Source organism: Schaalia sp. 19OD2882, from assembly GCF_018986735.1.
Lineage (GTDB): Bacteria > Actinomycetota > Actinomycetes > Actinomycetales > Actinomycetaceae > Pauljensenia.
The window spans coordinates 721336-743287 of the sequence record NZ_CP065521.1 but is presented as its reverse complement, the minus strand read 5'-3'; the positions used below and the strand labels follow the sequence as shown (position 1 = coordinate 743287).

At 66.7% G+C, this 21952-nt stretch carries 23 protein-coding genes and 1 other RNA gene; 4 read left to right on the top strand and 20 right to left on the bottom strand.

What is annotated here, in order from left to right; all coding sequences use genetic code 11:
- Positions 1-5 precede the first annotated feature (5 nt).
- From I6B53_RS03195 to I6B53_RS03175, 5 genes are all read right to left on the bottom strand, one after another.
- Positions 6-800: a site-specific integrase gene (locus I6B53_RS03195; RefSeq protein ID WP_216764815.1), complete on the bottom strand. Its 795-nt coding sequence runs from the start codon at positions 798-800 to the stop codon at positions 6-8.
- A 529-nt stretch (positions 801-1329) separates the two neighbouring features.
- Positions 1330-1705, bottom strand: a transfer-messenger RNA (tmRNA) gene (gene ssrA, locus I6B53_RS03190).
- Between the two features lie 301 nt (positions 1706-2006).
- Positions 2007-2855, bottom strand: a complete 849-nt coding sequence (locus I6B53_RS03185; protein WP_216764814.1) for an anti-sigma factor — start codon at positions 2853-2855, stop codon at positions 2007-2009.
- Positions 2852-3505 carry a sigma-70 family RNA polymerase sigma factor gene (locus I6B53_RS03180; RefSeq protein WP_216764813.1) on the bottom strand — a complete coding sequence of 218 codons (654 nt, stop codon included), beginning with the start codon at positions 3503-3505 and terminating at the stop codon, positions 2852-2854. The genes I6B53_RS03185 and I6B53_RS03180 overlap by 4 nt, the downstream gene beginning before the upstream one ends.
- Complete coding sequence (locus I6B53_RS03175) at positions 3505-5346, bottom strand: cytochrome c biogenesis protein DipZ (protein WP_253953953.1); 1842 nt, start codon at positions 5344-5346, stop codon at positions 3505-3507. Before I6B53_RS03175 ends, I6B53_RS03180 begins: the two co-directional genes overlap by 1 nt.
- A 183-nt stretch (positions 5347-5529) precedes the next feature.
- On the opposite strand from I6B53_RS03175, the gene I6B53_RS03170 reads away from it, so the two are divergent.
- Positions 5530-5769, top strand: a complete 240-nt coding sequence (locus I6B53_RS03170) for a hypothetical protein (RefSeq protein WP_216764812.1) — start codon at positions 5530-5532, stop codon at positions 5767-5769.
- Positions 5770-5910: 141 nt separating this feature from the next.
- On the opposite strand, the gene smpB is transcribed toward I6B53_RS03170, so the two are convergent.
- From smpB to prfB, 5 genes are all read right to left on the bottom strand, one after another.
- A complete protein-coding gene (smpB, locus tag I6B53_RS03165; protein ID WP_216764811.1) occupies positions 5911-6438 on the bottom strand; it encodes an SsrA-binding protein SmpB in 528 nt (175 codons plus the stop codon).
- A gap of 105 nt (positions 6439-6543) precedes the next feature.
- Positions 6544-7839: a M23 family metallopeptidase gene (locus I6B53_RS03160; protein ID WP_216764810.1), complete on the bottom strand. Its 1296-nt coding sequence runs from the start codon at positions 7837-7839 to the stop codon at positions 6544-6546.
- A gap of 23 nt (positions 7840-7862) precedes the next feature.
- Entirely contained in the window at positions 7863-8783 is a 921-nt protein-coding gene (ftsX, locus tag I6B53_RS03155) for a permease-like cell division protein FtsX (protein WP_216764809.1), read from the bottom strand.
- On the bottom strand, positions 8780-9469 hold the full coding sequence (gene ftsE, locus I6B53_RS03150; RefSeq protein WP_216764808.1) for a cell division ATP-binding protein FtsE: 690 nt from the start codon (positions 9467-9469) through the stop codon (positions 8780-8782). The genes ftsX and ftsE overlap by 4 nt, the downstream gene beginning before the upstream one ends.
- 207 nt (positions 9470-9676) lie before the next feature.
- Entirely contained in the window at positions 9677-10795 is a 1119-nt protein-coding gene (gene prfB / locus I6B53_RS03145) for a peptide chain release factor 2 (RefSeq protein WP_216764807.1), read from the bottom strand.
- Positions 10796-10944: 149 nt separating this feature from the next.
- Between prfB and I6B53_RS03140 the strand changes: the two genes are divergently transcribed.
- The 3 genes from I6B53_RS03140 to I6B53_RS03130 are packed head-to-tail and all read left to right on the top strand — an operon-like array spanning position 10945 to position 12899.
- The gene (locus I6B53_RS03140) at positions 10945-11322 is read left to right on the top strand and encodes a GntR family transcriptional regulator (protein ID WP_253953952.1); all 378 of its coding nucleotides are present in this window, start codon (positions 10945-10947) and stop codon (positions 11320-11322) included.
- Positions 11304-12236: an ABC transporter ATP-binding protein gene (locus I6B53_RS03135; RefSeq protein ID WP_216764805.1), complete on the top strand. Its 933-nt coding sequence runs from the start codon at positions 11304-11306 to the stop codon at positions 12234-12236. The genes I6B53_RS03140 and I6B53_RS03135 overlap by 19 nt, the downstream gene beginning before the upstream one ends.
- A gap of 21 nt (positions 12237-12257) precedes the next feature.
- On the top strand, positions 12258-12899 hold the full coding sequence (locus I6B53_RS03130) for an ABC-2 transporter permease (RefSeq protein WP_216764804.1): 642 nt from the start codon (positions 12258-12260) through the stop codon (positions 12897-12899).
- A gap of 62 nt (positions 12900-12961) precedes the next feature.
- On the opposite strand, the gene I6B53_RS03125 is transcribed toward I6B53_RS03130, so the two are convergent.
- The 10 genes from I6B53_RS03125 to I6B53_RS03080 form a co-directional block, all read right to left on the bottom strand.
- A complete protein-coding gene (locus I6B53_RS03125; protein WP_216764803.1) occupies positions 12962-14143 on the bottom strand; it encodes an ABC transporter ATP-binding protein in 1182 nt (393 codons plus the stop codon).
- A gap of 26 nt (positions 14144-14169) precedes the next feature.
- A complete protein-coding gene (locus I6B53_RS03120) occupies positions 14170-15915 on the bottom strand; it encodes an iron ABC transporter permease (RefSeq protein WP_216764802.1) in 1746 nt (581 codons plus the stop codon).
- A 126-nt stretch (positions 15916-16041) separates the two neighbouring features.
- On the bottom strand, positions 16042-17103 hold the full coding sequence (locus I6B53_RS03115) for an ABC transporter substrate-binding protein (protein WP_216764801.1): 1062 nt from the start codon (positions 17101-17103) through the stop codon (positions 16042-16044).
- 126 nt (positions 17104-17229) lie between these two features.
- A complete protein-coding gene (locus I6B53_RS03110) occupies positions 17230-17943 on the bottom strand; it encodes a response regulator transcription factor (RefSeq protein WP_253953951.1) in 714 nt (237 codons plus the stop codon).
- Positions 17940-18794: a sensor histidine kinase KdpD gene (locus I6B53_RS03105; RefSeq protein ID WP_253953950.1), complete on the bottom strand. Its 855-nt coding sequence runs from the start codon at positions 18792-18794 to the stop codon at positions 17940-17942. The genes I6B53_RS03110 and I6B53_RS03105 overlap by 4 nt, the downstream gene beginning before the upstream one ends.
- A 124-nt stretch (positions 18795-18918) precedes the next feature.
- Entirely contained in the window at positions 18919-20280 is a 1362-nt protein-coding gene (gene gdhA / locus I6B53_RS03100; protein WP_216764799.1) for an NADP-specific glutamate dehydrogenase, read from the bottom strand.
- Between the two features lie 191 nt (positions 20281-20471).
- Positions 20472-20954, bottom strand: coding sequence for a hypothetical protein (locus I6B53_RS03095; RefSeq protein WP_216764798.1), 483 nt, complete (start codon positions 20952-20954; stop codon positions 20472-20474).
- Positions 20951-21367, bottom strand: a complete 417-nt coding sequence (locus I6B53_RS03090) for a hypothetical protein (protein WP_216764797.1) — start codon at positions 21365-21367, stop codon at positions 20951-20953. Before I6B53_RS03090 ends, I6B53_RS03095 begins: the two co-directional genes overlap by 4 nt.
- Positions 21364-21777 carry an ABC transporter gene (locus tag I6B53_RS03085; RefSeq protein ID WP_253953949.1) on the bottom strand — a complete coding sequence of 138 codons (414 nt, stop codon included), beginning with the start codon at positions 21775-21777 and terminating at the stop codon, positions 21364-21366. The genes I6B53_RS03090 and I6B53_RS03085 overlap by 4 nt, the downstream gene beginning before the upstream one ends.
- Entirely contained in the window at positions 21767-21949 is a 183-nt protein-coding gene (locus I6B53_RS03080) for a hypothetical protein (RefSeq protein WP_216764796.1), read from the bottom strand. Before I6B53_RS03080 ends, I6B53_RS03085 begins: the two co-directional genes overlap by 11 nt.
- Between the last annotated feature and the right edge of the window lie 3 nt (positions 21950-21952).

Below are 21952 nucleotides of genomic sequence, written 5' to 3'. Positions count from 1 at the left end.
GCCGCTCAGGTGAGGATCGAGGTGTCCATGCTGTCGGCAAGCGCGCGGTCGCGCGCCTGGGTGGCGTGCTGGTAGCGCAGGGCGACGCTGACGTCGGAGTGTCCACCGCGGTGGAGGAGCTCTGCGAGGGTGGCGCCCTGTTGGGCGAAGACGGTCAGGCCGGTGTGGCGCAAGTCGTGGAAGCGAAACCAGGGGATGCCTGCCGCTGCCCGTGCCCGGTTCCAGTGGCTACGCAGGGTGTTGGGGTGGATCGGCTGGTCGATGAGGTCGGGCCGATGGAAGACCGGGGCCGTTGGTGCACCGCCAGTGTGGGTCTCGAGGTGGGCGCGGATGAGGGGGATGAGGGAGACTGGGATCGTGATGGCGCGGTCTCCAGCCGTTGACTTGGGACCGGTGGTGACGGGCCCCTCCCCGGTGAGGTACTGGATCTGGCGGCGGATGTGCAACGTCGGGGAGTCGTCGAGGGTGAGGTCGCGGCGCTGGAGGCCGATGATCTCGCCCTCCCTGGCTTGGCACCATGCGGCGAGATGGACGGCGAGCCGTAGGTCGTTGGGCATGGCGTTGGCTGCGGTGCGTACTTCTTCGGGGGTTGCGACTTGGCGCTTCGGCTCGGCTGGTGGGTGGTGCTTCTGGCCGCCGGGAACCTGGCACGGCGAGGTGTCGATGTGGCCGGCCTTGACGGCGGCCGCCATGAGACTGACGAGGGTCATGTAGGTGGGGCGTGTCACGCCGGGCCCTGCCTCGGCCCACAGGGCGGAGTACCAGGCCAGGACGTCGCCGGAGGAGATGTAGGCGAGCACATGCTCGCCGAACGCTTGGCGCAGTCGGCTGAGCCGGTAGCGGTGAGTCTGGACGGTCTTCGGCGAGCGGCCGAGCGAGGGCAGGAGTGCCAGCCACTCGTCTGCCCACTCATTGAGCGTGAGAGTGTCGCGGCGCGAGGACCGGCTTCCGCAGGGCCGCCGCTCAGGCCGCCCGGGAGTGAGCCAGTCGCCCTTGGCGATGGACGTCTGAATGCTCGCCAGCCATGTGGAGGCGTCCGAGCGTCGTTCGAAGGTTGCAGGCGCTGTGTATTGCCTGCCGTCGGGCCCGGTGTACCTGGCCTGGAATCGACCGGAGCTGAGCTTGCGAATCGACCCGAATGGGCGCCTAGGCATAGACATCGCCTCCACTTGTGGCACGCGGTCCGACGTGCCACATCTCGTGCCACCTGCGTGCCACATCCAATGAGTAAGCATGTAACAACATGTCACATTCATTGTGGCACGACGGCCCCACAAATCCGCATCAGGGCAAGGAAAACCCCGGAATCACGCGGATTCCGGGGTGTCCAAGTGGAGATGGGGGGAATCGAACCCCCGTCCGACGGCCGACCCCGAGGTCTTCTCCGGGCGCAGTCTGCTGGATCATTTCTCAGCCCCCGGCGTCATGCAGACCTGCTACCGGATGGGCTCAGTCGACTGGGTGTCGGAGGGGGCCAGCCGACACGACCCCCACCCAGTGGCTCCCTGAACGACGCCAGACACCAGGCTGGGAGCACCACCTGGGCTGACGGACTAAAGGTTCACGCGGCAATCAGGCGGCGAGAACGTAGTCGGTGCGATTCTGTTCGGCACCTATTGGTTTGCACGCATCGTTTGCGAGTAGAGCGCGCATCCTCGGCCCGCTTCCCCTCGATCGACGACCGTCGTCGAAACCGATCATCCCCTATTGAGTTCTTCACTCACCCGACCACTGAAGGCCGGATGTTCAAGTGTACAGTCGGGTCGGCGACTGTTCAAGACCGGGTGACGGCTGCAGCAGCCCCGCACAACGCGCGACGCACCGCGATTGCCCGGGGCTTCTGCCCCCCCCGCTTGGGCGGCCATCACTTCCTCAGGGCTTGTCGGCGTAGCGGCGGGAAGCGCCATCAGCGATGGATGAGGGCGGCGCCCCGCCTGTTGCGGGAACTCTCGCGTCAGCCACCCAGCACACCCGGCGTGCAATGCGCACACACAGGCAATGCGCCCCTAGGCCTCGCCCGTGGCGCCCTCGCCTGCCCCTTCGGGCCGGACCGAGGGCAGACCCGAGGATTCCTCCCCCACTCGCATGACCACCAAAGGATCGGAGGTCGGATGCGCCGAACCACCAGCGGGCTCCAAGGTGATGAACACCTCCAGGCCGGGCTCCGGCATCAGGTCGATGAAGGCGAACTCTCCATCGCCTCTCGGCTCGTACACGCCGGCCGGGCTGACCCTGCCGTCCTTGCGCACCCACACCTGCAGCTGCTTGCCCGCCTCGGGAGTCATCTCCTTGGGCAGGGTCACCGCCGTCATCCCCATTCCCGGGGACCAGGTCAAGGTGGCCACATGCCCGTCGGGCATCGTGTCCTTGACCCTTTCGACGTCCTGCATCTGATTGAGGGTGGCGAAATGGCTGGTGTCCTGCATGTCGTCCATGGTCGTCCACCGGCCGATGCCGACGCCTGCGACCAGCAGCACCACCGCTGCGGCCACCTGCGCGACAGGACGCAAAAGGCGGCGGGGCGAGCCGCGAAGAGGCACCACAGGGGCAAGGCCTTCAGCCGTCGCTCTCGCAGCCGGGGGGCGCATCGACCCGGGCCCAGTGGGGCCGGGCAAGCTCGACCCGGGCAGGCTCGTCCCGGCGGCCTCCTCCGCGTAACCGAGGTCGGCACCCAAGGGATTGCTGACCGGCGCGGCCGAAGCCACCTCCAAGAACTGCGGGGTCCTGGCGATCGCGTCCAGCAACTCGACTCGAATGCGCGGGGGTGGCGCCACAGGCGCCAGGCACGCCCCGAGGATCCCGGTCAGTTCGGGGTCGACATCGGGGTCGGCAAATCCGATGACGTCGTTGTTCATCGGTCCACCTCCATCTGCTTCCTGAGTTTGGCCAGGCCGTCACGGATGCGGGTCTTCACAGTACCCAGAGGCACACCACAATGTGCGGCGATCTGGGAGTGTGTCATTCCCGTGAAGTATGCCAGTTCAATGGTGGTGCGATGGGGTTCCCCCACCGCGACGAGGGCGGCCCGTACCTCGTCACTGACAATGCGTTCCTCGACCTGACGCAGGGTCGTGTCGTGGTCGGGTTCGAATGGGATCCATGCGTTGTCGCGTTCACGCGCAGCCTGCGCTGCGCGAACCCGGTCGATGGCCCGGCGTCGAGCCAAGGTCACCAGCCATGCGCGGGAGCTTCCCCGGGACGGGTCGAAGCTGTCGGCGCGCCGCCACACCTCCAGGAAGATCTCCTGCAGGACCTCTTCGGACTGCGCCCTGTCGACGACGATCTGCAGGACCAGGGCGAAGATGCGCCCTGACCACATGTCGTAGAAGCGGGCGAAGGCCTCCTGGTCGCCACCGGCGATGGCAACCAGGGCCTCGTCATCATCTCGGGCCCCGGAAATCACCCGACCATGGTAGTCGGTTCTGTTCCGAGGACGCACGGCTGCGCGCGGGCGCACGGTGGCGCCCACGCGCGCGGGCAGGATGCCCGTGGCCGTGCCAGTCATCAGCCGAAGGTGAAGGAGTAGAGGTGGACACCCGGCGAGACCTGCAATTCCAGGATTCCTGTGGCGGTCTGGTCGGTGCGGACAAGCTCGATGCCGTTGGGCACACCACTGACCTTCATCGACTTCTTCTCACCATTTGCGCTCCACGTGAGTTCGCCCTCACCTGAGGCGACCAGGTTCACCTGCTTGCCCTTGTAGGCCAGACGCAGCGTCCCAGTGGCCTCGGTCGGGGTGATGGATTGGCTCGCCACCTGCCAGGTGCCGCCCAGGGCGAAGTGGTCCTGGGCCGGATCCTTGGCAGGAATGGTGAAGGACTGCACACCGTCGACCAGTGGCCCGTTGTCCAGGCGGTCCACCCGCGCAGAGCCGAGGTAGGTCTCGGGGGTGCGCGGCCCGGTGGCGCGCGGAGCATTGTCCGCAGTCGTGAAGATCGGGGTGGGCAACTGGACGTTCGGGTTGGCGTCGACCAGCAGCTCACGCACGAGCTTCTCGGTGGTGGCCTCGCCGCCCTCGCCGTAGTGGATGTGACGCAGCTGACCGGTGGCGTCCGCAAGGTAGTGGGCGGGCCAGTAGTGGTTCTTGAAGTTGCGCCAGGTCACCAGGTCGGAGTCGACGGCCACCGGGTAGGTGATGCCGAGCTTCTCGGCGCCGGCCTTGACGTTGTCGACCTCCTTCTCGAAGGCGTATTCCGGGGTGTGCACGCCGATGACGGTCAGGCCGGAGTCGGCGTAGGTCTCATGGAGCTTTTGCAGGCCGGGCACACTGCGCTGGCAGTTGATGCACGAGTAGGCCCAGAAGTCGACCAGGACGACCTTGCCTTTGCGGGCCGCCGCGTCGATCGGCGTGTTGTTGGGCGTGTTGAACCACGCGTTGATGCCGGAGATCTCGGCCAGAGGGCCGCAGTTGCCGAGGCTGGTCGCCCCGTCCACGCAGGTCGGGCCGGCAGGTGTCGCCGGATCGGCGGTGGCTTCCTGCAGAGCCTTGTCCGTGCTCTGCTGGATCCCTGCGGTCCAGTCGGGCAGCAGCCGCTGGACATGGGCCGGCAGGTCGAAGACGATGCCGAGGGCCAGGGCCAGCATGGCCACGCCGGCGATGATGCGGATGGCGCGCTGGTGGGTGCGGAAGGCGGCGATGCGTTCAGCCAGTCCACGTCCTGCCAGGGCGAAGAAGAGCAGCGGCACGCCCGTGCCGATCGCGAAGGACAGGGCCAGGGCCACGGTGTCCAATCCGATCTCACCGGTGGATCCGGCCACCGAGACCGCTGCGAGAACAGGACCGGCGCAGGGCACGTATGCGGCACCCAGGACCACGCCGAGCAGGAAGCCGTTGGACGGATTCTTCGACCCTGCCTTGCCGAAACGCTCGAAGGGCTTCTCCAGGATCTCCATGACCTTGGGCACCAGCATGCCGATGCCGATCAGGGACAGAAGGACCACACCGGCCCAGCGAATGGAGTCCTGGGGCAGGTGGGCAAGGGAGAGCAGGGTCGAGCCGAGCAGGGTGAAGAAGGTGAAGCTGAGAACCAGTCCGAGGACCACGAGGTAGGGCCGCCACTTCGACGGGGCAGCAGGTGCGGTGGCGGGTCGCAGGGGGGTCGAGGAGGCTTCGGCCGTGGCCACCGTGCTGGCCGTCTGCACCGACGAGCCAATGGCGAGGCCGCCGGCGGCGCCGGCCATCGGCATCGACTTGCCTGCGCCCTGGGTCCCGATCGGGCCCGCAACGGTGAAACGTGAGGACTGTGCCCCGCCCGACAGGAAGATGACGGGTAGGACGGGGAGGATGCACGGGGAGATTCCGGTGATGAATCCGCCGAGCAATCCGATGAGAATCAGGGAGAGCACGTCCCCTCCTTCCGGTAGGTGGTTGTGACTGCCGTTCGGAGCTCGCCGCGTGCTCGGATGGTGGATTCACGGCCCTCGGCAATGTGTCCTTCCCCACGCCATCACTTGCAATCCGCCGGCCCACCCCACTCCGAACATTCCCCGAAGGCGCCGACCGGGCGCCACCGACCGAAGAGAGAGTTCATGAACATCCGCAAGATCGCCGCCGTCTCCGCCATTGCCTTCGTCGCCGCTGCAGGCCTTGCCGCCTGCGGTTCGGCTGGGACCACCGACACGATGTCCGGCGCCCCCAAGATGAGCGACGACAAGATGTCCGACGCCATGATGTCCGACCAGCACATGATGATGTCGGGCGACGACAAGATGTCGGACGCGATGATGTCTGATGCCATGATGTCCGACGCCATGATGTCCTCCCACTGAGGACTCGCTCTCGGCGCTCGGCCGTCACAGCAAGAGGTGGCACCCCGCAAGGGGTGCCACCTCTTCATTGCGTGCGACAGTTTCGACCAACCTGCGACTTCGACCGGCCTGCGACCCGGAGCGCCCCCGAGCCACGCGGACTCAGTGCCGCGCCTGCTTGACGTAGCGGCGCATGGCGCGTTCGGCCTCGCGCTTGTCCTGGGCTTCACGCAGGGCGTGCCGCTTGTCGAATTCCTGCTTGCCCTTGGCCAAGGCGATCTCGACCTTGGCGCGTCCGCCGATGAAGTACAGCTCCAGCGGCACGATGGTGAAACCCTTGGCCTGCACCCGCTGTTCCAGCCGCTCGATCTCCAGCCTGTGCAGCAGCAGTTTGCGTTTGCGGGTGGGAGTGTGGTTGTTCCACGACCCTTGCGAGTACATGGGGATGTTGGCCCCGTAGAGCCAGGCCTCGCCGTCCTTGATCTCGACCCAGCTGTCGACCAGCGAGGCACGCCCCATCCGCAGAGCTTTGACCTCGGTGCCGGTCAGCACCAGGCCAGCCTCCCACGAGTCCTCGATGAGGTAGTCGTGACGGGCCTTCTTGTTGCGCGCAATCGTCTTCTTCGCATCCGAAGCGGCCTTTCGACGCTCACCCTCTGTGGGCTTTGGCTTCTTCCATTCCTTGGGCACGTCTCGGCCTCCTTCGTGCGGCGTGACCGTTGGGCCCCGGAGCGTCCTCGCCGGTCGAGGACGGGCGCACCTTTGGCGCGCCACGAGGGCGGACATGCGATTGTGCTACAGCCAGCCCATCGGGTCAACGTCGGCACCGTCCTGCATGACCGACAGGTGCAGGTGGCAGCCGGTGGAGTAGCCGGTGGTCCCGACCTCGCCGACGACTGTTCCCGGGGCCACGGTCTGCCCGACGGAGACGTTGACGGACTGCAGGTGGACGTATGCGGAGGACATGGACGAGCCGCCGACCATGCCGTGGCTGACGTAGACGACGTTGCCGCCGGCTTCCTCGAAGGTGACGGCGCTGACCACTCCCCCGCCGATCGACAGGACCGGCGTGCCGCAGTCGGCGGCGAAGTCGGTGCCGTTGTGGAAGCGTTCGATGCCGAGCACCGGGTGGACCCGCCATCCGAAGGGTGAGGTGACGACCAGTGAGATCGGCAGGGGTGAACCGAAGGGGCCTCCTCCGGCACTGGACTGGGTGTAGACCACGTTGTTGCGGCGGTTCTCGGCGTCGATTGCCGCCAACTTGTCCTGGGCGGCCTTGTGTTCGGCCTCCCATTTGGACAGTTGTTTGGTGGCGTCAGCCTTCTTGGCGTCCCATTCCTTCTTCTTCGCCTCGGCCGAGGCCTTGAGGGAGTCGAGTTCCTCGACCTTGGCCTTCGCCTGGGCTGCCGCTTCCTTCGCCTGGGCGGCAGCGGCAGCGGCCTTGGCCTCCAGGTCGGCGACGCGGGCCGTGGTGGCCTCCTGACGCGCCTTGCGGTTGCGGGTGGTGGACTGGGCACCCAGCGCGGATCCGAGGGCGCGGTCCTGGCTGCGTGCGGCGGCTTCAGCCATGGCGGCGCGTTGGCCGAGCTGGGCGGGGGTCTGCGCGGTCATGGCGACGACCATGGCGTTGGGCGTGCCGCCCCGGTAGAGCTCGCGGGCGAGGCCGCCGATGGTGCGGGTGGCGTCCGCCTGCTGCTTCTCCGCCTCCTCGATCTGGCGCGCAAGTCTTTCCTGTTCGGCGCGTGAGGAGTCCAATTGTCCGAGTGCGACCTCATGGTCGCGTTCGGCACTGTCCTGGGCGGTGCGCGCATCTTCGAGTTGCTTCTCGGCGACGGGGATCTGCTGCGTGAGGGCGTCCAGGTCCAGGTAGACCTGCGCGAGGGTCGCGTCGATGCCCTGCAGATCCGCCTTGAGTTGGGCGACGCGCTGGGCGGCGGCGGCCTCGGCGTTGGCGGCGTCGTCCCAGTCATCGGCCCGGGCGAGCGGAGTCCACCCGAGTGAGGCGCCGGCCAGGGCAACGACTGCGGCGGCCGCCAGCCACCGGCCTCGTCCACCCGGTACGAGGGCGGGGCGGCGGGATCTGAGTGACATGCGCACGGCTGGACCTCCTCGGCTCAGATCTTCGTGTACTTGGCCAAGGACACCATCGAGGCGAACAGTGCCAGCAGAACGGCGGCGCCCACGAGGACCGGAGTCATGATCCACACCTCGGTGGTGCCGACGAAAGTGATCCACTGGAAGGTGGGGGCCAGCCAGCCGGCCACGAGGAAGTGGACTCCGGCGAAGAGGGCGCCCACCGACAGCAGGGAGCCGACGACAGCCGCCAAAGCGCCTTCGATCATGAAGGGTGCCTGGATGAACAGGGAGGAGGCACCCACCAGGCGCATGATGGAGGTTTCACGTTCACGACTCATGGCCGACAGGCGGATGGTCGTCGTGATGAGCAGGATCGCGGCCACGATCATCACGGCCGCCAGACCCAGCGACAGGTTCTTGGCCATGTCGAGGGCGGCGAAGAGGGGTTCGATGACCTCCGACTGGTCGCGGACCTCGGAGACCCCTTCCTGTCCGGCGAAGTGCTCCTTGATGAGGGGATACTGCTCGGGATTGACCAGTTTGATGCGGAAGGACACCGACATCATGTCCACGGTGGTCCACTGGCCGATGGCGGAGTCACCGAGCTGTTCGGTGAAGGCCTTGAAGGCCTCCTCCTTGGATTCCTCGTAGACCTCTTTGATCAGGGGGGCGATCTCGGGGGACTTGAGTTTGGAGCGCACGGCGGCGATCTGTTCGGCGCTGGCCTCGGTGCCGTTGCAGGCGGGAGTGGCGTCCTGGATGGCACACATGTAGATCGAGACCTCGATCTTGTCGTACCAGTTGGACTTCATCTTGCCGACCTGCATCTGGGCCAGGCCCGCCACGCCGACGAAGAGCAGTGAAACAAAGGTGACGATGATGACCGCCAGGGTCATCGCGCGGTTGCGGGCCAGGCCCTTGCCGACTTCGGAGAACACGTAGCGCAGCACTGCCCTCACCTGGCCTCTCCGTAGACGCCGCCGGTCTGGTCGCGGATGACGCGGCCGCCTTCGAGCTCGATGACACGCATGCGCATCTGATTGACGATTGTGGCGTCATGGGTGGCCATGACCACGGTGGTGCCCGTGCGGTTGATCCGGTCCAGGACCCTCATGATGCCCAAAGAGGTGTCGGGGTCCAGGTTGCCGGTGGGCTCGTCGGCCAGCAGCAGCTGGGGGCGGTTGACCATGGCGCGGGCAATGGCCACACGCTGTTCCTCACCGCCGGACAGTTCGTGGGGGCGGCGCCCTTCCTTGCCCTTGAGGCCCACCAGGTCGAGGACCTCGGGCACGGCGGTCTCGATGGCGTGCCGGGGTTTGCCGATGACCTGCATGGTCAGGGCGACGTTCTCGAAGACCGTCTTGGAGGGCAGCAGGCGGAAGTCCTGGAAGACGGTACCGACCTTGCGTCGCAATTTGGGCACTGCCCAGCGTGAGAGTTTGCCGACGTCCTGGCCCAGGACCCACACGTGTCCGTCGGTCGCCTTGATCTCACGCATGACCAGTTGGAGGAAGGTGGACTTCCCGGAGCCGGACTTGCCGACCAGGAAGACGAACTCCTCTCGTTCCACCTCCAGGGACACGTGGTCCAGGGCGGGGCGAGCGCCAGGTGTGTACACCATCGAGACATCGTCGAAGCGAATCATGGGGCCGTCCGGGTCGGGGTCATGGTCCCGTTCAGCGTATGCGGGAGGCTTCGGGAGGCCTTGGCGCGACACGCGAAACTCCCGGTCCTCGACATGTTGTCCGGCCCCCGGCTCCCGTCCCCGGGCAGCGGCGACCGGCGGCAGCGGCACGTGGGGCGCGCGCCTGGTGAAGGATCGCGGCAAGGGCGCCGCGAGATGCGGGCAGGGTCAGTCCTGTTCCGCCTGCTGGTTCTTGCGCCAGCGGATGCCGGCGTTGATGAAGTCGTCGATCTCGCCTTCGAAGACGGACTGGGGGTTGCCGGATTCGTGTTCGGTGCGCAGGTCCTTGACCATCTGATAGGGCTGCAGGACGTAGGAGCGCATCTGGTCCCCCCAGGAGGCCTTGACGTCGCCGGCCAGCTCCTTCTTCTTGGCGTCCTCCTCCTGCTTCTTGAGCAGCAGCAGACGCGACTGGAGGACCCGAAGCGCTGCGGCGCGGTTCTGGATCTGCGATTTCTCGTCCTGCATGGACACGACGATGCCGGTGGGGATGTGGGTCATGCGCACGGCGGAGTCCGTGGTGTTGACCGACTGGCCGCCGGGGCCAGAGGAGCGGAAGACGTCGATCTTGAGTTCGGTCTCGGGGATCTCGATGTGGTCGGTGGACTCGATCAGCGGAATGACTTCGACCGCCGCGAAGGAGGTCTGGCGGCGTCCCTGGTTGTCGAAGGGGCTGATGCGCACCAGGCGGTGCGTGCCGGCCTCCACGGACAGGGTGCCGTAGGCGTAGGGCGCCTGGACTTCGAAGGTGGCGGACTTCAACCCCGCCTCTTCGGCGTAGGAGGTGTCCATGACCTTCGTGGGGTAGCCGTGTCGTTCGGCCCAACGCAGGTACATGCGCAGGAGGATCTCGGCGAAGTCCGCGGCGTCGACGCCTCCGGCACCGCTTCGGATGGTGACGACGGCGTTGCGTTCGTCGTACTCGCCGTCCAGCAGGGTGCGGATCTCCAGGTCGGAGATGTCGGATTTGAGGGAGGTGAGGTCGCCTTCGGCCTCGGAGAGGATTTCGGCGGCCTCGTCGGGGTCCTCCCCCGCCATGTCGACCATGGCTTCGAGGTCGTCGATGCGCTCGACCATCTTCGTCACGCGGTCGAGTTCGCTCTGGCGGTGGCTCAGTGCAGAGGTGACTTCCTGGGCCTTGGCCGGGTCGTCCCACAGGTCGGGGGCCGCGGCTTTGTCGGAGAGCTCGGCGATCTGGGTGCGCAGACGCTCGGGCTGGACGACGGCGAGGATGTTCTCCATCGTCGCGCGCAGGGACTGGATCTCTTCGCTGAACTCAATGGTCACCCTGACAGCGTAGTGGATGCGGGGGTGCTGGTTCGGCGGGCACTGCGGATCTTGGCCCACATGCGACCGGAGCGGCACGGGTGGGTCGGTCCGAACTCCGAGCCACCGTACATATTGCACATGCTGTCCATATGCGATATAAACAGTATGTGCACATCATTCTCTCCCGCACCTCCGGGACCCCCATGTACGAACAGATCGTCACCCAGATCCGCGAAGCGATCTGGTCGGGCGACCTTGCGCCGGGAACCCCGTTGCCGTCGCTGCGCCAACTGGCGGCCGACCTGGAGGTCTCCCTGATCACGACCACTCGCGCCTACAACGACCTGGCCGCCCAGGGCCTCATCGGCAACCAGGCGGGCCGAGGCTCCTTCGTCCTGCCCCAGGACGCAGACGAAACCCGCGAGCGCCTGCTCGCACGGATCGACCACCACCTCGACGACGCCATTGCCGACGCCCGGCTTGCAGGCCTCGACGCGACAGAACTCAACGAAAGGATGATTCAGCGATGGAACGTCCAACAGTGACCTCCCCCGCCGCACAGGCAGCAGTCGGGGCCGACGACGCCATCAGTCTCCACAGAGTCGTGCGCACGCAGGGGACCTTCACCCTGGGCCCTCTCGACATGCATGTGCCCGCCGGCCTGGTCACCGGATTCGTCGGTCCAAACGGTGCCGGCAAGACGACGACCATCAAGGCGATGCTCGGCATGACCTCGATCGATTCCGGATCCATTCGCGTACTCGGAAACGCTACGGGCGCCTGCCATGAGCGGATCGGCGTCGTCCTGGACGCCCTCGCCCTGTCGACGGAGTGGACTGCGGACTCTGCCGCGCGAACCCTGGCGCGCTTCTACCCGACCTGGGACCAGCCCTACTACGAATCCCTGCTGCGGCGCATGGACGTACCGACGCACACCAAGGTCCGCAACCTCTCTCGCGGCCAAGGAGTCAAACTCCAGCTCGCCCTGGCGCTCGCCCACCGGCCCGAACTGCTCATCCTCGACGAGCCGACCTCCGGACTCGACCCGGTCGCGCGCCTCGACGTCCTCGACGTGTTCCGCGAATACCTCGTCGACGAAGGACGCACGATCCTCTTCTCGACTCACATCACCTCCGACCTCGAACGGATCGCCGATCACCTTCACATCATCGGCGCCGGCCGCACCTGCTTCGAAGGCTCCATGGTCGACTTCGAGGAAGGTTTCGTCATCGCACGCGGCCCGCTGTCCCTCCTCGATGGTCCTTCGCGGGCGGCCCTGATCGGAATGCGCGAGCACTCGGGCTCCTTCGAGGGCCTTGTTCGCGTCGGCGACACGGCGGTCTTCGGCCCGCAGGTCGTCATCGAGACGGCGCAGCTCGACGAGGCCGTCGCCTCATTCATCCGCGACGACGGTCGACCACGGACCGACATCTCGACCTCCACCACAAAGGAGCACTGACATGCGCCGCTCATCAACACCATGCGCCTGGACATCTCGGCGCATGCACCGACCCTGCAGACCTTCGCGGTCGTCGTCCTGATCTTCATCACGATGAACATCGCCGTCAACGGTGGCGAGGGCATCGCCTACTCGCCCGTCATCGCCGCCACGACGACGATGTTCCTCCCCTCAAGGCTCTTCGCCATCGACGAACGCTCGAACCTGACGACGCTCGGAGAGATCCTGCCGATCACGCGAAGTCGAATCGTGGCCGGACGCCACCTCCTCATCGCCCTCGTCGCGGCTGCATCGATCCTCTTCGGCCTGGCGGTCCTCTTCGGCGGACACGCCCTGTTCCCCGGCGAGGTCGACACCCCACTACGGGAATCCCTCGGCGGACTCGCAGTGGCGCTTCTGGTGACCTGCCTCGTGTGCGGCATTCAGATGCCCTTCCTCTACGCACTCGGCCACGCACGCACCGGCATGTGGGCGCTGGGCGCCACCATGGTCGCCATCTTCGGTGGAGTGGCCCTGCTCAAGCAGTTCCCCGACGCCATCACCTCCATGACCGAGATCTTCGCAACGCCGTGGGCCCTGCCCGTGTGCATCGCCGGCGCCCTCGTCGTCCTCGCGCTCTCCGCCATCGTGTCGACGGTGCTGTACCGAGGACGCGACCTGTGACCCCTTCCCACCCGTCCCGAGCAACACAATGCGGGCCTTGACCGCCTCGCGCTTCCAGGCTTTCAGGCGCTCGCGGACTGCCCGGACTTGAGCAGCCAGGCCTTGTCCGCCTCCACGGAAAGGCGCACCACTCGCCCCTCCTCCAGGAGGTCGTCGGCCTTCGGGTCGGGGACCACACAGACCAAGGAACCGAACTCGGTCTCGATCTCGTACTCGACGGTCTCGCCGTAGAAGACGCTGGTGACGATCTGCCCCAGCGAGCCGGTAAGGGCCTGGGGGGCCTCGTCGACAGGAGACAGACGCAGGGACTCGGGTCGAACCATGAGGACGACTTCCTCCCCCGCCTTCGCGGCGCGGCGGGCCTCAGGTTCGGCGGGCACGTCGATGTCCGCCCCCAGGGTGCGCACCCGCACCGTGTCCCCGGCCGAGGCCTCCAGGACCTCGCAGGCGAGGAAGTTCGCGCGGCCCACGAAGTCCGCCACGAAGACGGAGGCCGGGTGCAGGTAGATCTCCGAGGGCGGGGCCACCTGCTCGATCCTTCCGGCGTTCATGACGACGATTCGGTCCGACATCGCCATGGCCTCCGACTGGTCGTGGGTGACGTACACGCTGGAGATGCCCAGGCGCCGCTGCATCCGGCGGATCTCGATGCGCATCTTCACGCGAAGTTTCGCGTCCAGGTTCGACAAGGGCTCGTCGAAGAGGAGCACCTTGGGGCGAACGACCATGGCGCGGGCCAGGGCCACACGCTGCTGCTGACCGCCGGAGAGCTGCGAGGGCGCGCGGTCGGCCATGGCCGTGAGGTTCATGGCGGCCAGGGCCACGTCGACGGCCTCGGTCAGTTCGGCGGCGGGCATGCGCTGCAGCTTGAGGCCGTAGGCGACGTTGTCACGCACCGACAGGTGCGGGAACAGTGCGTAGGACTGGAAGACCATCGACATGGGCCGCTTGTTCGGCGGCATGGTCACCATGTTCTCGCCGTCGAGCATGACCTGACCGGAGGTGGCGTCCTCGAAGCCGGCGATCATGCGCAGGGTGGTCGTCTTGCCGCAACCCGACGGGCCCAGCAGGGTGATGAACTCCCCCGGGCAGATGTCCAGGTCGATGTGGTTGACGGCGGTGACGGCATTCGCCCCGTCGCCGAAGGTCTTCGTCAGCGAGACCAGGGAAAGCCGGCCCGTGGCGTCGTCGCCGGTTTTCGCGGCGGCAGCGCCGGTGGAGGTGGTCGTGGATGAGGTGGACATGCTGTTCTCCTTGGGGTGGTCCGCGCTCACAGGCCGGCGCGGCTCTGCGAGGTCACGGAACGGTCCCTCACCAACACGTTGGTGAGTCCGATGACGGCCATGACGATGACGATGAGGATCGTGCAGAAGGCGAAGGCGTTGCCGAATCTTCCGGCATCGACCTCGGAGAGGATCTGTGAGGTCATGATCTTCGTGCGCGGAGTCGTGATGAAGACGATCGGCGACAGGGTCGTCATTGATCTGGCGAAGGCGTAGGTGAGGCCGGCGATGAAGGCCGGACGGATGAGGGGCAGGGTCACCCGGGTGAAGGTCTGCAGGCCCGAGGCACCCAAAGAGGTCGAGGCTTCGTCGATGCTCTTGTCGACCTGCTGCAGGCTGGCGATGCCGGAACGCTGGCCCGAAGGCATCGAGCGGGCCACGTAGACCAGGATGATCGCCAACGCGCCACCGAATACGGCGCTGCCGCCGGCCAGTGCGGGAAGGAACTGCAATCTGCCGATGATCAACGGCTTGTTGTACGTGATGAGGTAGCCGATGCCGATGACGGTACCGGGCACCGACAGGCCGAGCATCCCCAAGAAGTCCATGAGGCCGGCGCTGGCCTTGAGGCGCACGACGACCAGCCAGGCGACGACCATGCCGAGCAGACCGGCGATGGGCGTGGCGATGAGGGCCAGGACGGTCGTGTCGATCATCGCGTCATTGCCGATGCCCGACAGGATGTACTCGAAGTTCTTCAGGGTGAAGGTGTTGTCCACTCCGAGGATGTTGACGAAAGCCCCGACGATGACGGTCGCGTAGATGGTGACGACGAAGAGGGCCAGGACCGCAGTGACGATTCCCAGGGGAATGCGCGCCGCCAAGGCGCTGACCATGCGTACGCGCCCCGTCGGCTTGCCCGTCACCGTCACCGCGGAGGAACGGGAAGCCCAGTAGCGCTGGAGGAGGAAGACCAACAGCGCCGGCACCAGCAGGACCAGCGAGTAGGCGCTGCCCGCAGCCGTGTTGTACTCACCGTTGACGGCGATGTAGGCGCGCGAGGCCAGGACGGTGAAGTCGCCGCCGATGACCAGCGGGTTGGCCAGGTCTGCGATGGCTTCGACGAAGAGCAGCAGGAAGGAGGCCGCGAAACCGGGGACGAGCATCGGCAGGGTGACGCTGCGGAACACCGTCCACGGTGAGGCGCCCAGGGAAGCGGCCGCTTCCTCCATTGCCGGGTCGAGATTGCGCAGCATGCCGAGCATGTTCATGTAGGCCACGGGGAAGAAGGACAGGCTCAGGACCAGGGTGAGGCCGGACAGTCCGTAGATGTTCCACTGCTGACCGAGCATCTGGGTGGAGATGATGCCATTGCGTCCGAACAGGGTGATCGCCGAGGTCGCCACCGCAAAGGGCGGGGAGACGATCGGGATGAGGCAGATGAGGTGCAGGATCTTCTTCCCGGGCAGGTCCACCCGCGCCTGGACGAAGGCGAGGAAGAAGCCGAGCACGGTTCCCACCGTGCCGACGACGATTCCCAGGACCAGGGTGTTGACGATGATCGCCCGGTGGGAGGCGGTGTCGAAGATTCCTGTGAGGACCGCCGCCCCGTCGGGTGAGAAGGCGCGGGCCAGGACGGTGCCCAGCGGCAGCAGGACGAGGAGGAAGAGGATCAGGGAGACCAACGCGACGATGATGACGGTGACCGGGTCCTGTCGGACCTTTGTGCGCGTGGTGGCCGGGGCGCGTGTGGGCGCCGCGCCGGCAGGCCGTGGTGGGGCTGCGGAGGACATGGCGAAGTTCCGTTCTTGTGTACGGGGGCGCATGGGGCTCCGGCGGGGTGCTGCCGGAGTGTGCAAGGGGGGGTGGGACGAAGGCGGGGCCGCGGCCCCGGGCAAACCCCGGGGCCGCGGAGTCGCTCATTCCTTCGGCTTGGCGGCGATCTCTTCGTCGAAGCGCGCAGTCAGAGCCGGCTTGGCGGCCGAAGCGGCCGCGAAGTCGTAGTCGATGAGTTTGACCGTCTTGAGGTCGACCATCTTGTCACTGACCTTGGCGGCCGGGTTGGTCAGGACCTGGTAGGAGCCCACGGTCTGACCGATGTTCTGGGCGTCGGCCGAGATGGCCCAGTCGATGTACTTCTTCGCGGCTTCGGCGTTCTTGGAGTTCTTGACCAGGGCGACACCTCCGACCTCGTACCCGGTCCCTTCCTTGGGGAAGGAGACCACGAGGTCCTTCATGCCCTGCTCCTGGTACTTCACGCAGTCGTGGGAGAAGACCAGGCCGACGCCGACCTCGCCGCGGCCGGCGATCTGGCCGGGGGCGGTGCCGGACTTCGTGTACTGCAGGACGTTGTTGTGCATCTTCTTCATGAAGTCCAGGCCCTGGTCCTCACCGCCGCGCAGGCTCACCTGGGTCCACAAGGTGGTGAAGGCCGTTCCGGAGGTGGAGGGGTGGGCCGTGGAGATCTGGCCCTTGAGCTTGGGGGCCAGCAGGTCCTCCCACGAGTCGGGCACCTCGACGCCGAGTTTGTCCAGGACCGCCTTGTTGGAGCAGAAGCCGAGGGCGCCCACGTACACGCCGGTCCAGTTGTGGTTGGGATCCTTGTACTTGTCCGGGATGTCGGCCGCGGAGGGCGAGTCGTAGGCCTCGATGAGCCCCTTCTCCACTGCGGCGCCGTAGCCGTCCACGGGTCCACCGTGCCAGACGTCGAACTCGGGGCTGTCCTTTGCCGAGTCGAGTCGGGCGACGGTTTCACCCGAGGACAGTCGCACGAATGAGGTGGGGATGCCGGATGCCTCGGTGAAGGCCTCCGTCCACTTCTGGCACAGGTCCTCCATCGCCCCGCAGGCAATGGTCAGGGACCCGCTGGCACCTGCGCCCGAGGCGGCGCCGCTCTGGGCGTCCTGGACGACACAGGCACTGAGGGCGAGCATGCTGGTCAGGGCCACGCCCACGACAGGCAGGACACGTCTGTTCGTCATGGAGATTCTCCTTTGAATCCGACGGGATCAAAAGCCCGAGATCCTCAACGACCCCGGCCTGTGTCCATGGTCGGGCCTCACGCGCTCGTGCGGCACCCGTGGGGGTAACATCCGGTAACGACCTCGTTACCGCTCCCCCTCCCGGATCCTCGGCATCATGTATCCAACCGAGCGAACGGATTTGACGTAGGTGTGACCGTGTTCACCCAGGGCCTGCCTGGCCCGGTAGGCAGTCATCTTGATCATGTCCTTGGCGCCGGCAACCTCCTGGGTCTGCCACACCTCGTTGAGAAGGTCCCTGTAGGTGACGGGTCGGTCGAGGTGTGCGGCAAGGGTCTCCAGGAAGCGGGCCTCGGTGTCAGGGACGTCGAGGAGGGCGCCGTCGAGCGCGATGGAGTGGGTGTCGGCGTCGAGGGTCAGCCGTCCATTCGTGATGACTTGGCGAGGGCGGCGCCTCCACCGCCGCACGAGGGCTTGGGCGCGCAGGGTGAATTCGCGCGGACTGAAAGGTTTCGTCATGTAGTCGTCCGCGCCGATCTCCAGCCCGTGGACCCGGTCGGCCTCCTCCGACAGCGCGGTGATCATGAGGATCGGCACCTCGGAGACCGCGCGGATCCGTTGGGCAAGGGTGAGTCCTCCGACCACGGGGATCATGAGGTCCAGGACGACCAGGTCGACCTGCATGCGGGTGAAGACCTCCCATGCGCGCGCTCCGTCCGATGCGGTGGCCACGGTGAAACCCGCGGTCTCCAGGGCGAATTGCATGATCATGAGGATCTGGGGCTCGTCGTCCACGACCAGGGCCGTGGCTCCCGCCCCTTCGTCCCTGCTGGTGCTCACCCGTGCTCATCCCCTTCCGTTGTCGGCGTCGTCCATTTGCGTGGGAGCGTGAGGTAGAAGGTCGTTCCCTTGGTCTGGATGGTGTCGACGAGGAGGCGGCCGCCGTGGAGCCTGGCCACCCGTTGCGTGATCATCATGCCCAAGCCAGTGCCCGGGCGCAGCGACCCTCCTGTGGCGAAGGGGACGAAGAGGCGCTGACGTTCCTCCGAGGTCATCCCGACCCCGTCGTCGGCCACGCTGATGGTCACGTCCTCGTCGGAGTCGGACACGGCCACGAGGATCGACGTACCGTCCCCCGCGTGGCGTGCAGCGTTGTTGACGAGATTCGAGATCGCTTGGCTGGTCAGCCGAGGGTCGACGTGCATGTGGATGGGGCTGCCGTGGTTCTCCAGGCGGATCGGGGCGCTGTGGAAGCGCCGCATCTGCGCGACGACACTGCGCACCAAGGCGCGCATCTCGACCCTTTCGAGGCGCAGTTGGAACAGGTCGGAGTCCATGCGCACCTCGGCCAGCAGGTCGTCGGCCATCTCGATGACCTGGTTGGAGTTCTCGGCGATGGTCTTGACGAATCGGTGCTGGACGGGGTTCAGGGGGCCGGCGCTTTCGTCGAGGAGCAGTTCGGCGGCGCCCCTGACGACGGTCAGAGGGGTGCGCAATTCGTGTGAGAGGACTCCGGGGCGTTCCAGGTGTTCCTGGTGGAGGTCACGCAGGCGCGCCAAGGCCGAGCGCGTGCGTTGGAGGTCGTGGCGGGTGTGCACGGCATATCCGCACGCCAGGGCCAGGGCCACCGCCAAGCCGATCGCCACCCACACCCACACCGCGCCTCCCCTTCGGGCACGTGCGGCCCTCACGGCCACAGTAGCGCAGCTCACTGCGCGGCTTTCATGGTCCCGACTTTCCTGCAGGTACGCGCGAGGCGGGCCCGCATTCGCGGACCCGCCTCCCAACGCGAAGAGGTGGACGACCCCGTGGGGATCAGATGAGGCCGTGGGCCACCATCGCATCGGCCACCTTGATGAAGCCGGCCAGGTTGGCACCGGCCACGTAGTCGCCGGGCTTGCCGTACTCGGCGGCGGTGTCCAGGCACTGGCGGTGGATGTCGACCATGATTTCGTGCAGGCGCTTCTCGGCGACGTCGAAGGTCCACGAGGTGCGGCCCGAGTTCTGCTGCATCTCCAGGGCGGAGGTGGCCACGCCACCGGCGTTGGAGGCCTTGCCGGGCGCGTAGAGAACACCGGCGCCCTGCAGGACGTCGATGGCCTCGGGGGTGGTGGGCATGTTGGCGCCCTCGGCCACGAGGATCACGCCGTTCTTGACCAGCGTGCGCGCGTCGTCCTGGTGAAGCTCGTTCTGGGTGGCGCAGGGCAGGGCCACGTCACAGGGAACGTCCCAGATGGAGCCGTCGGTCACCACGCGGGCGGAGGAGCGCTCGGCGGCGTAGTCGGCAATGCGTCCGCGACGGACCTCCTTGACGTCCTTGAGCAGAGCCACGTCGATCCCGTTCTCGTCGACGACGTAGCCGGAGGAGTCCGAGCAGGCGAGGACCTTTGCTCCCAGCTGCTGGAGCTTCTCGATGGCGTAGATCGCCACGTTGCCGGAGCCGGAGACCACGCAGGTCCTGCCCTCGAAGGACGTGCCTGCGGCCGCGAGCATCTCCTGGGCGAAGAAGACCAGGCCGTAACCGGTGGCTTCTGTGCGCACCTGGGAGCCGCCCCAGGTCAGGCCCTTGCCGGTCAGGACGCCCGCGTCGAAGCGGTTGCGGATGCGCTTGTACTGCCCGAAGAGGTAGCCGATCTCGCGGCCTCCCACACCGATGTCACCGGCGGGCACGTCGGTGTCGGGGCCGATGTGGCGCTGGAGTTCGGTCATGAAGGACTGGCAGAAACGCATGATTTCGGCGTCCGAACGGCCCTTGGGGTCGAAGTCGGAGCCGCCCTTGCCGCCGCCGATGGGCAGGCCGGTCAGGGCGTTCTTGAAGATCTGCTCGAAGCCGAGGAACTTGATGATGGACAGGTTCACCGACGGGTGGAAGCGCAGTCCACCCTTGTACGGCCCGAGGGCCGAGTTGAACTCGATGCGGAAGCCACGGTTGACGTGGACGTTCCCGGCGTCGTCGGCCCACGGGACACGGAACATGATCTGACGCTCGGGCTCGATGACGCGGTCGAGGATGGCCAGGTCGGTGTACTCGGGCTTCTTGCCGACAAGGGGCTCCAGCGAGATGAGGACCTCGTGGACTGCCTGGTGGAACTCGGTCTGGCCCGGGTTGCGGTCCAGCATCGCCTGATACTGCGGACGAAGAGATGGGGTGATGAGTTCAATGTCAAGGTTAGCCATGGGTCGAGTGTGCACCCTGTTCAGCACAGAATCATCCCTCTTCCCAACATGTGACACATGATCGGTAAAGATCTGGTCATGAATTCGACCAAAGTCCCCCAGAATACGCACATGCGTGGTCAAGGTCACGTCGAATGGGAATGCGCTCCGTCATGGCTGCGTCAGGCAGGACCGATCCCGTCACGGGAAGCTCACCCCAGACGGGCGGAGGAGGTCTCGACGAGGATCGGGGCGACTGCCGCACCGAGGAAGGGCGGCAGTCCCACCAAGCGCGCGGTGGCGCTGACCCGGACGACAATGTCCTTGTCCTCGACCGACATGCCGTCAAGGTGCACCCCCTCACCCACCCGGCACGTGGTCCCCGCCGAGTCGTCGAGCAGTCCCTGGACCCGCGCCTGCACCAGATCAAGTTCTCCGACGCCCGGGGTGATCCGCCCATCCGCGTAGAAGCCGTTGGCCACCACCACCTGGGCCCCCGCCGCTGCGAGAGCGTCCGCGCAGGTGAGCAGGCGCGAGCGTTGGACGTGGACGGTGGTGATCACCGCACCCACCGACACCAGGGCCAGGACCACCATCGTGCACACCAGGATGAGCAGGCCCACACGCCCCGACTCCGGATCCTGCGCGTCCGACCTGGGCCCTGTCGACACCCGCATCCAAGTCGAAGTCCTCATTGGAGGACCACCTTGTCCACGCGCACCGTCGAAGTCGCCTCCACCGGCACCACACCCAGACCCGTCCATCCCGGAACTAGCGGCCAGGTCACCTGGGTGCGTACGGTAACCGACACGTCCTCCTCAGGGCCCGAGCAGATCCGACACCCCACGTCCATGTCGACCGGCCCTGCGAGTCCATGGTCGGCAAAGGCCAAGTCGACCTGTGCGCGCGCCAAACCCGTGTCGTCACGGTGGATCGCCAGGCTGCGGGCGGCCACGGAGGCCCCGGACTCGGCGGCGAAGACGCTGGCCTGGACCTGGGAGAGCATGAGGATGAAGTAGATGAGCGGAATGACCAGGACCACGAAGTAGCCGACGAACTCGACACTGGCCTCTCCGGATTCGGGGTGACGCTTCGCCCGGGGCCTCATGGCCTCTCCTCGACGAGGGCGCGTCCGCTGACGGTGAGCCACCTGGGGCCCAAGTCGAGCAGCAGAGGCAGCGAGGTCGTCACGGTCACAGTGAGCACCTCCGAGCCTGCGACGTTCTCGCGCGAGGCCGAGGCCGAGGCACGATCCGGCCCCAGCATGGAATCGAGCAGGGCGAGGGTGCGCGCAACGGCCTCGCCCTCGTCCCCGCCCAGGAGGGCGCCACGGCGCGACCCCTCCCCTGCCGCATGGACGCTGACATTGCGCACGTGCAGGGAAATGGCCAATTGCACGGCCCCCAGGAAGAGCAGCACGACGAGGACCTGCACCAGGACGTGGGAGACGACCTGGGATCCCGACTCCGGGTCATCGGCTCGTGCGCGGAGCGCCGGGCCGAGGTTCTCAGATTCCACTGACCTTGTTGAGCGCATCCTGGAAGACCTCGACGAGCCGCGTCTGGGCGACGGTCCAGATGGCCACCACCAGGGCGGCGGTCATGAGGGTGATGAGGACCCAACCGGGCACGTCTCCCCTCTCGGGGTCCTCGGGCAGAGGCGCGGGGGCGTGGGGACGGTGACGGAACATGGT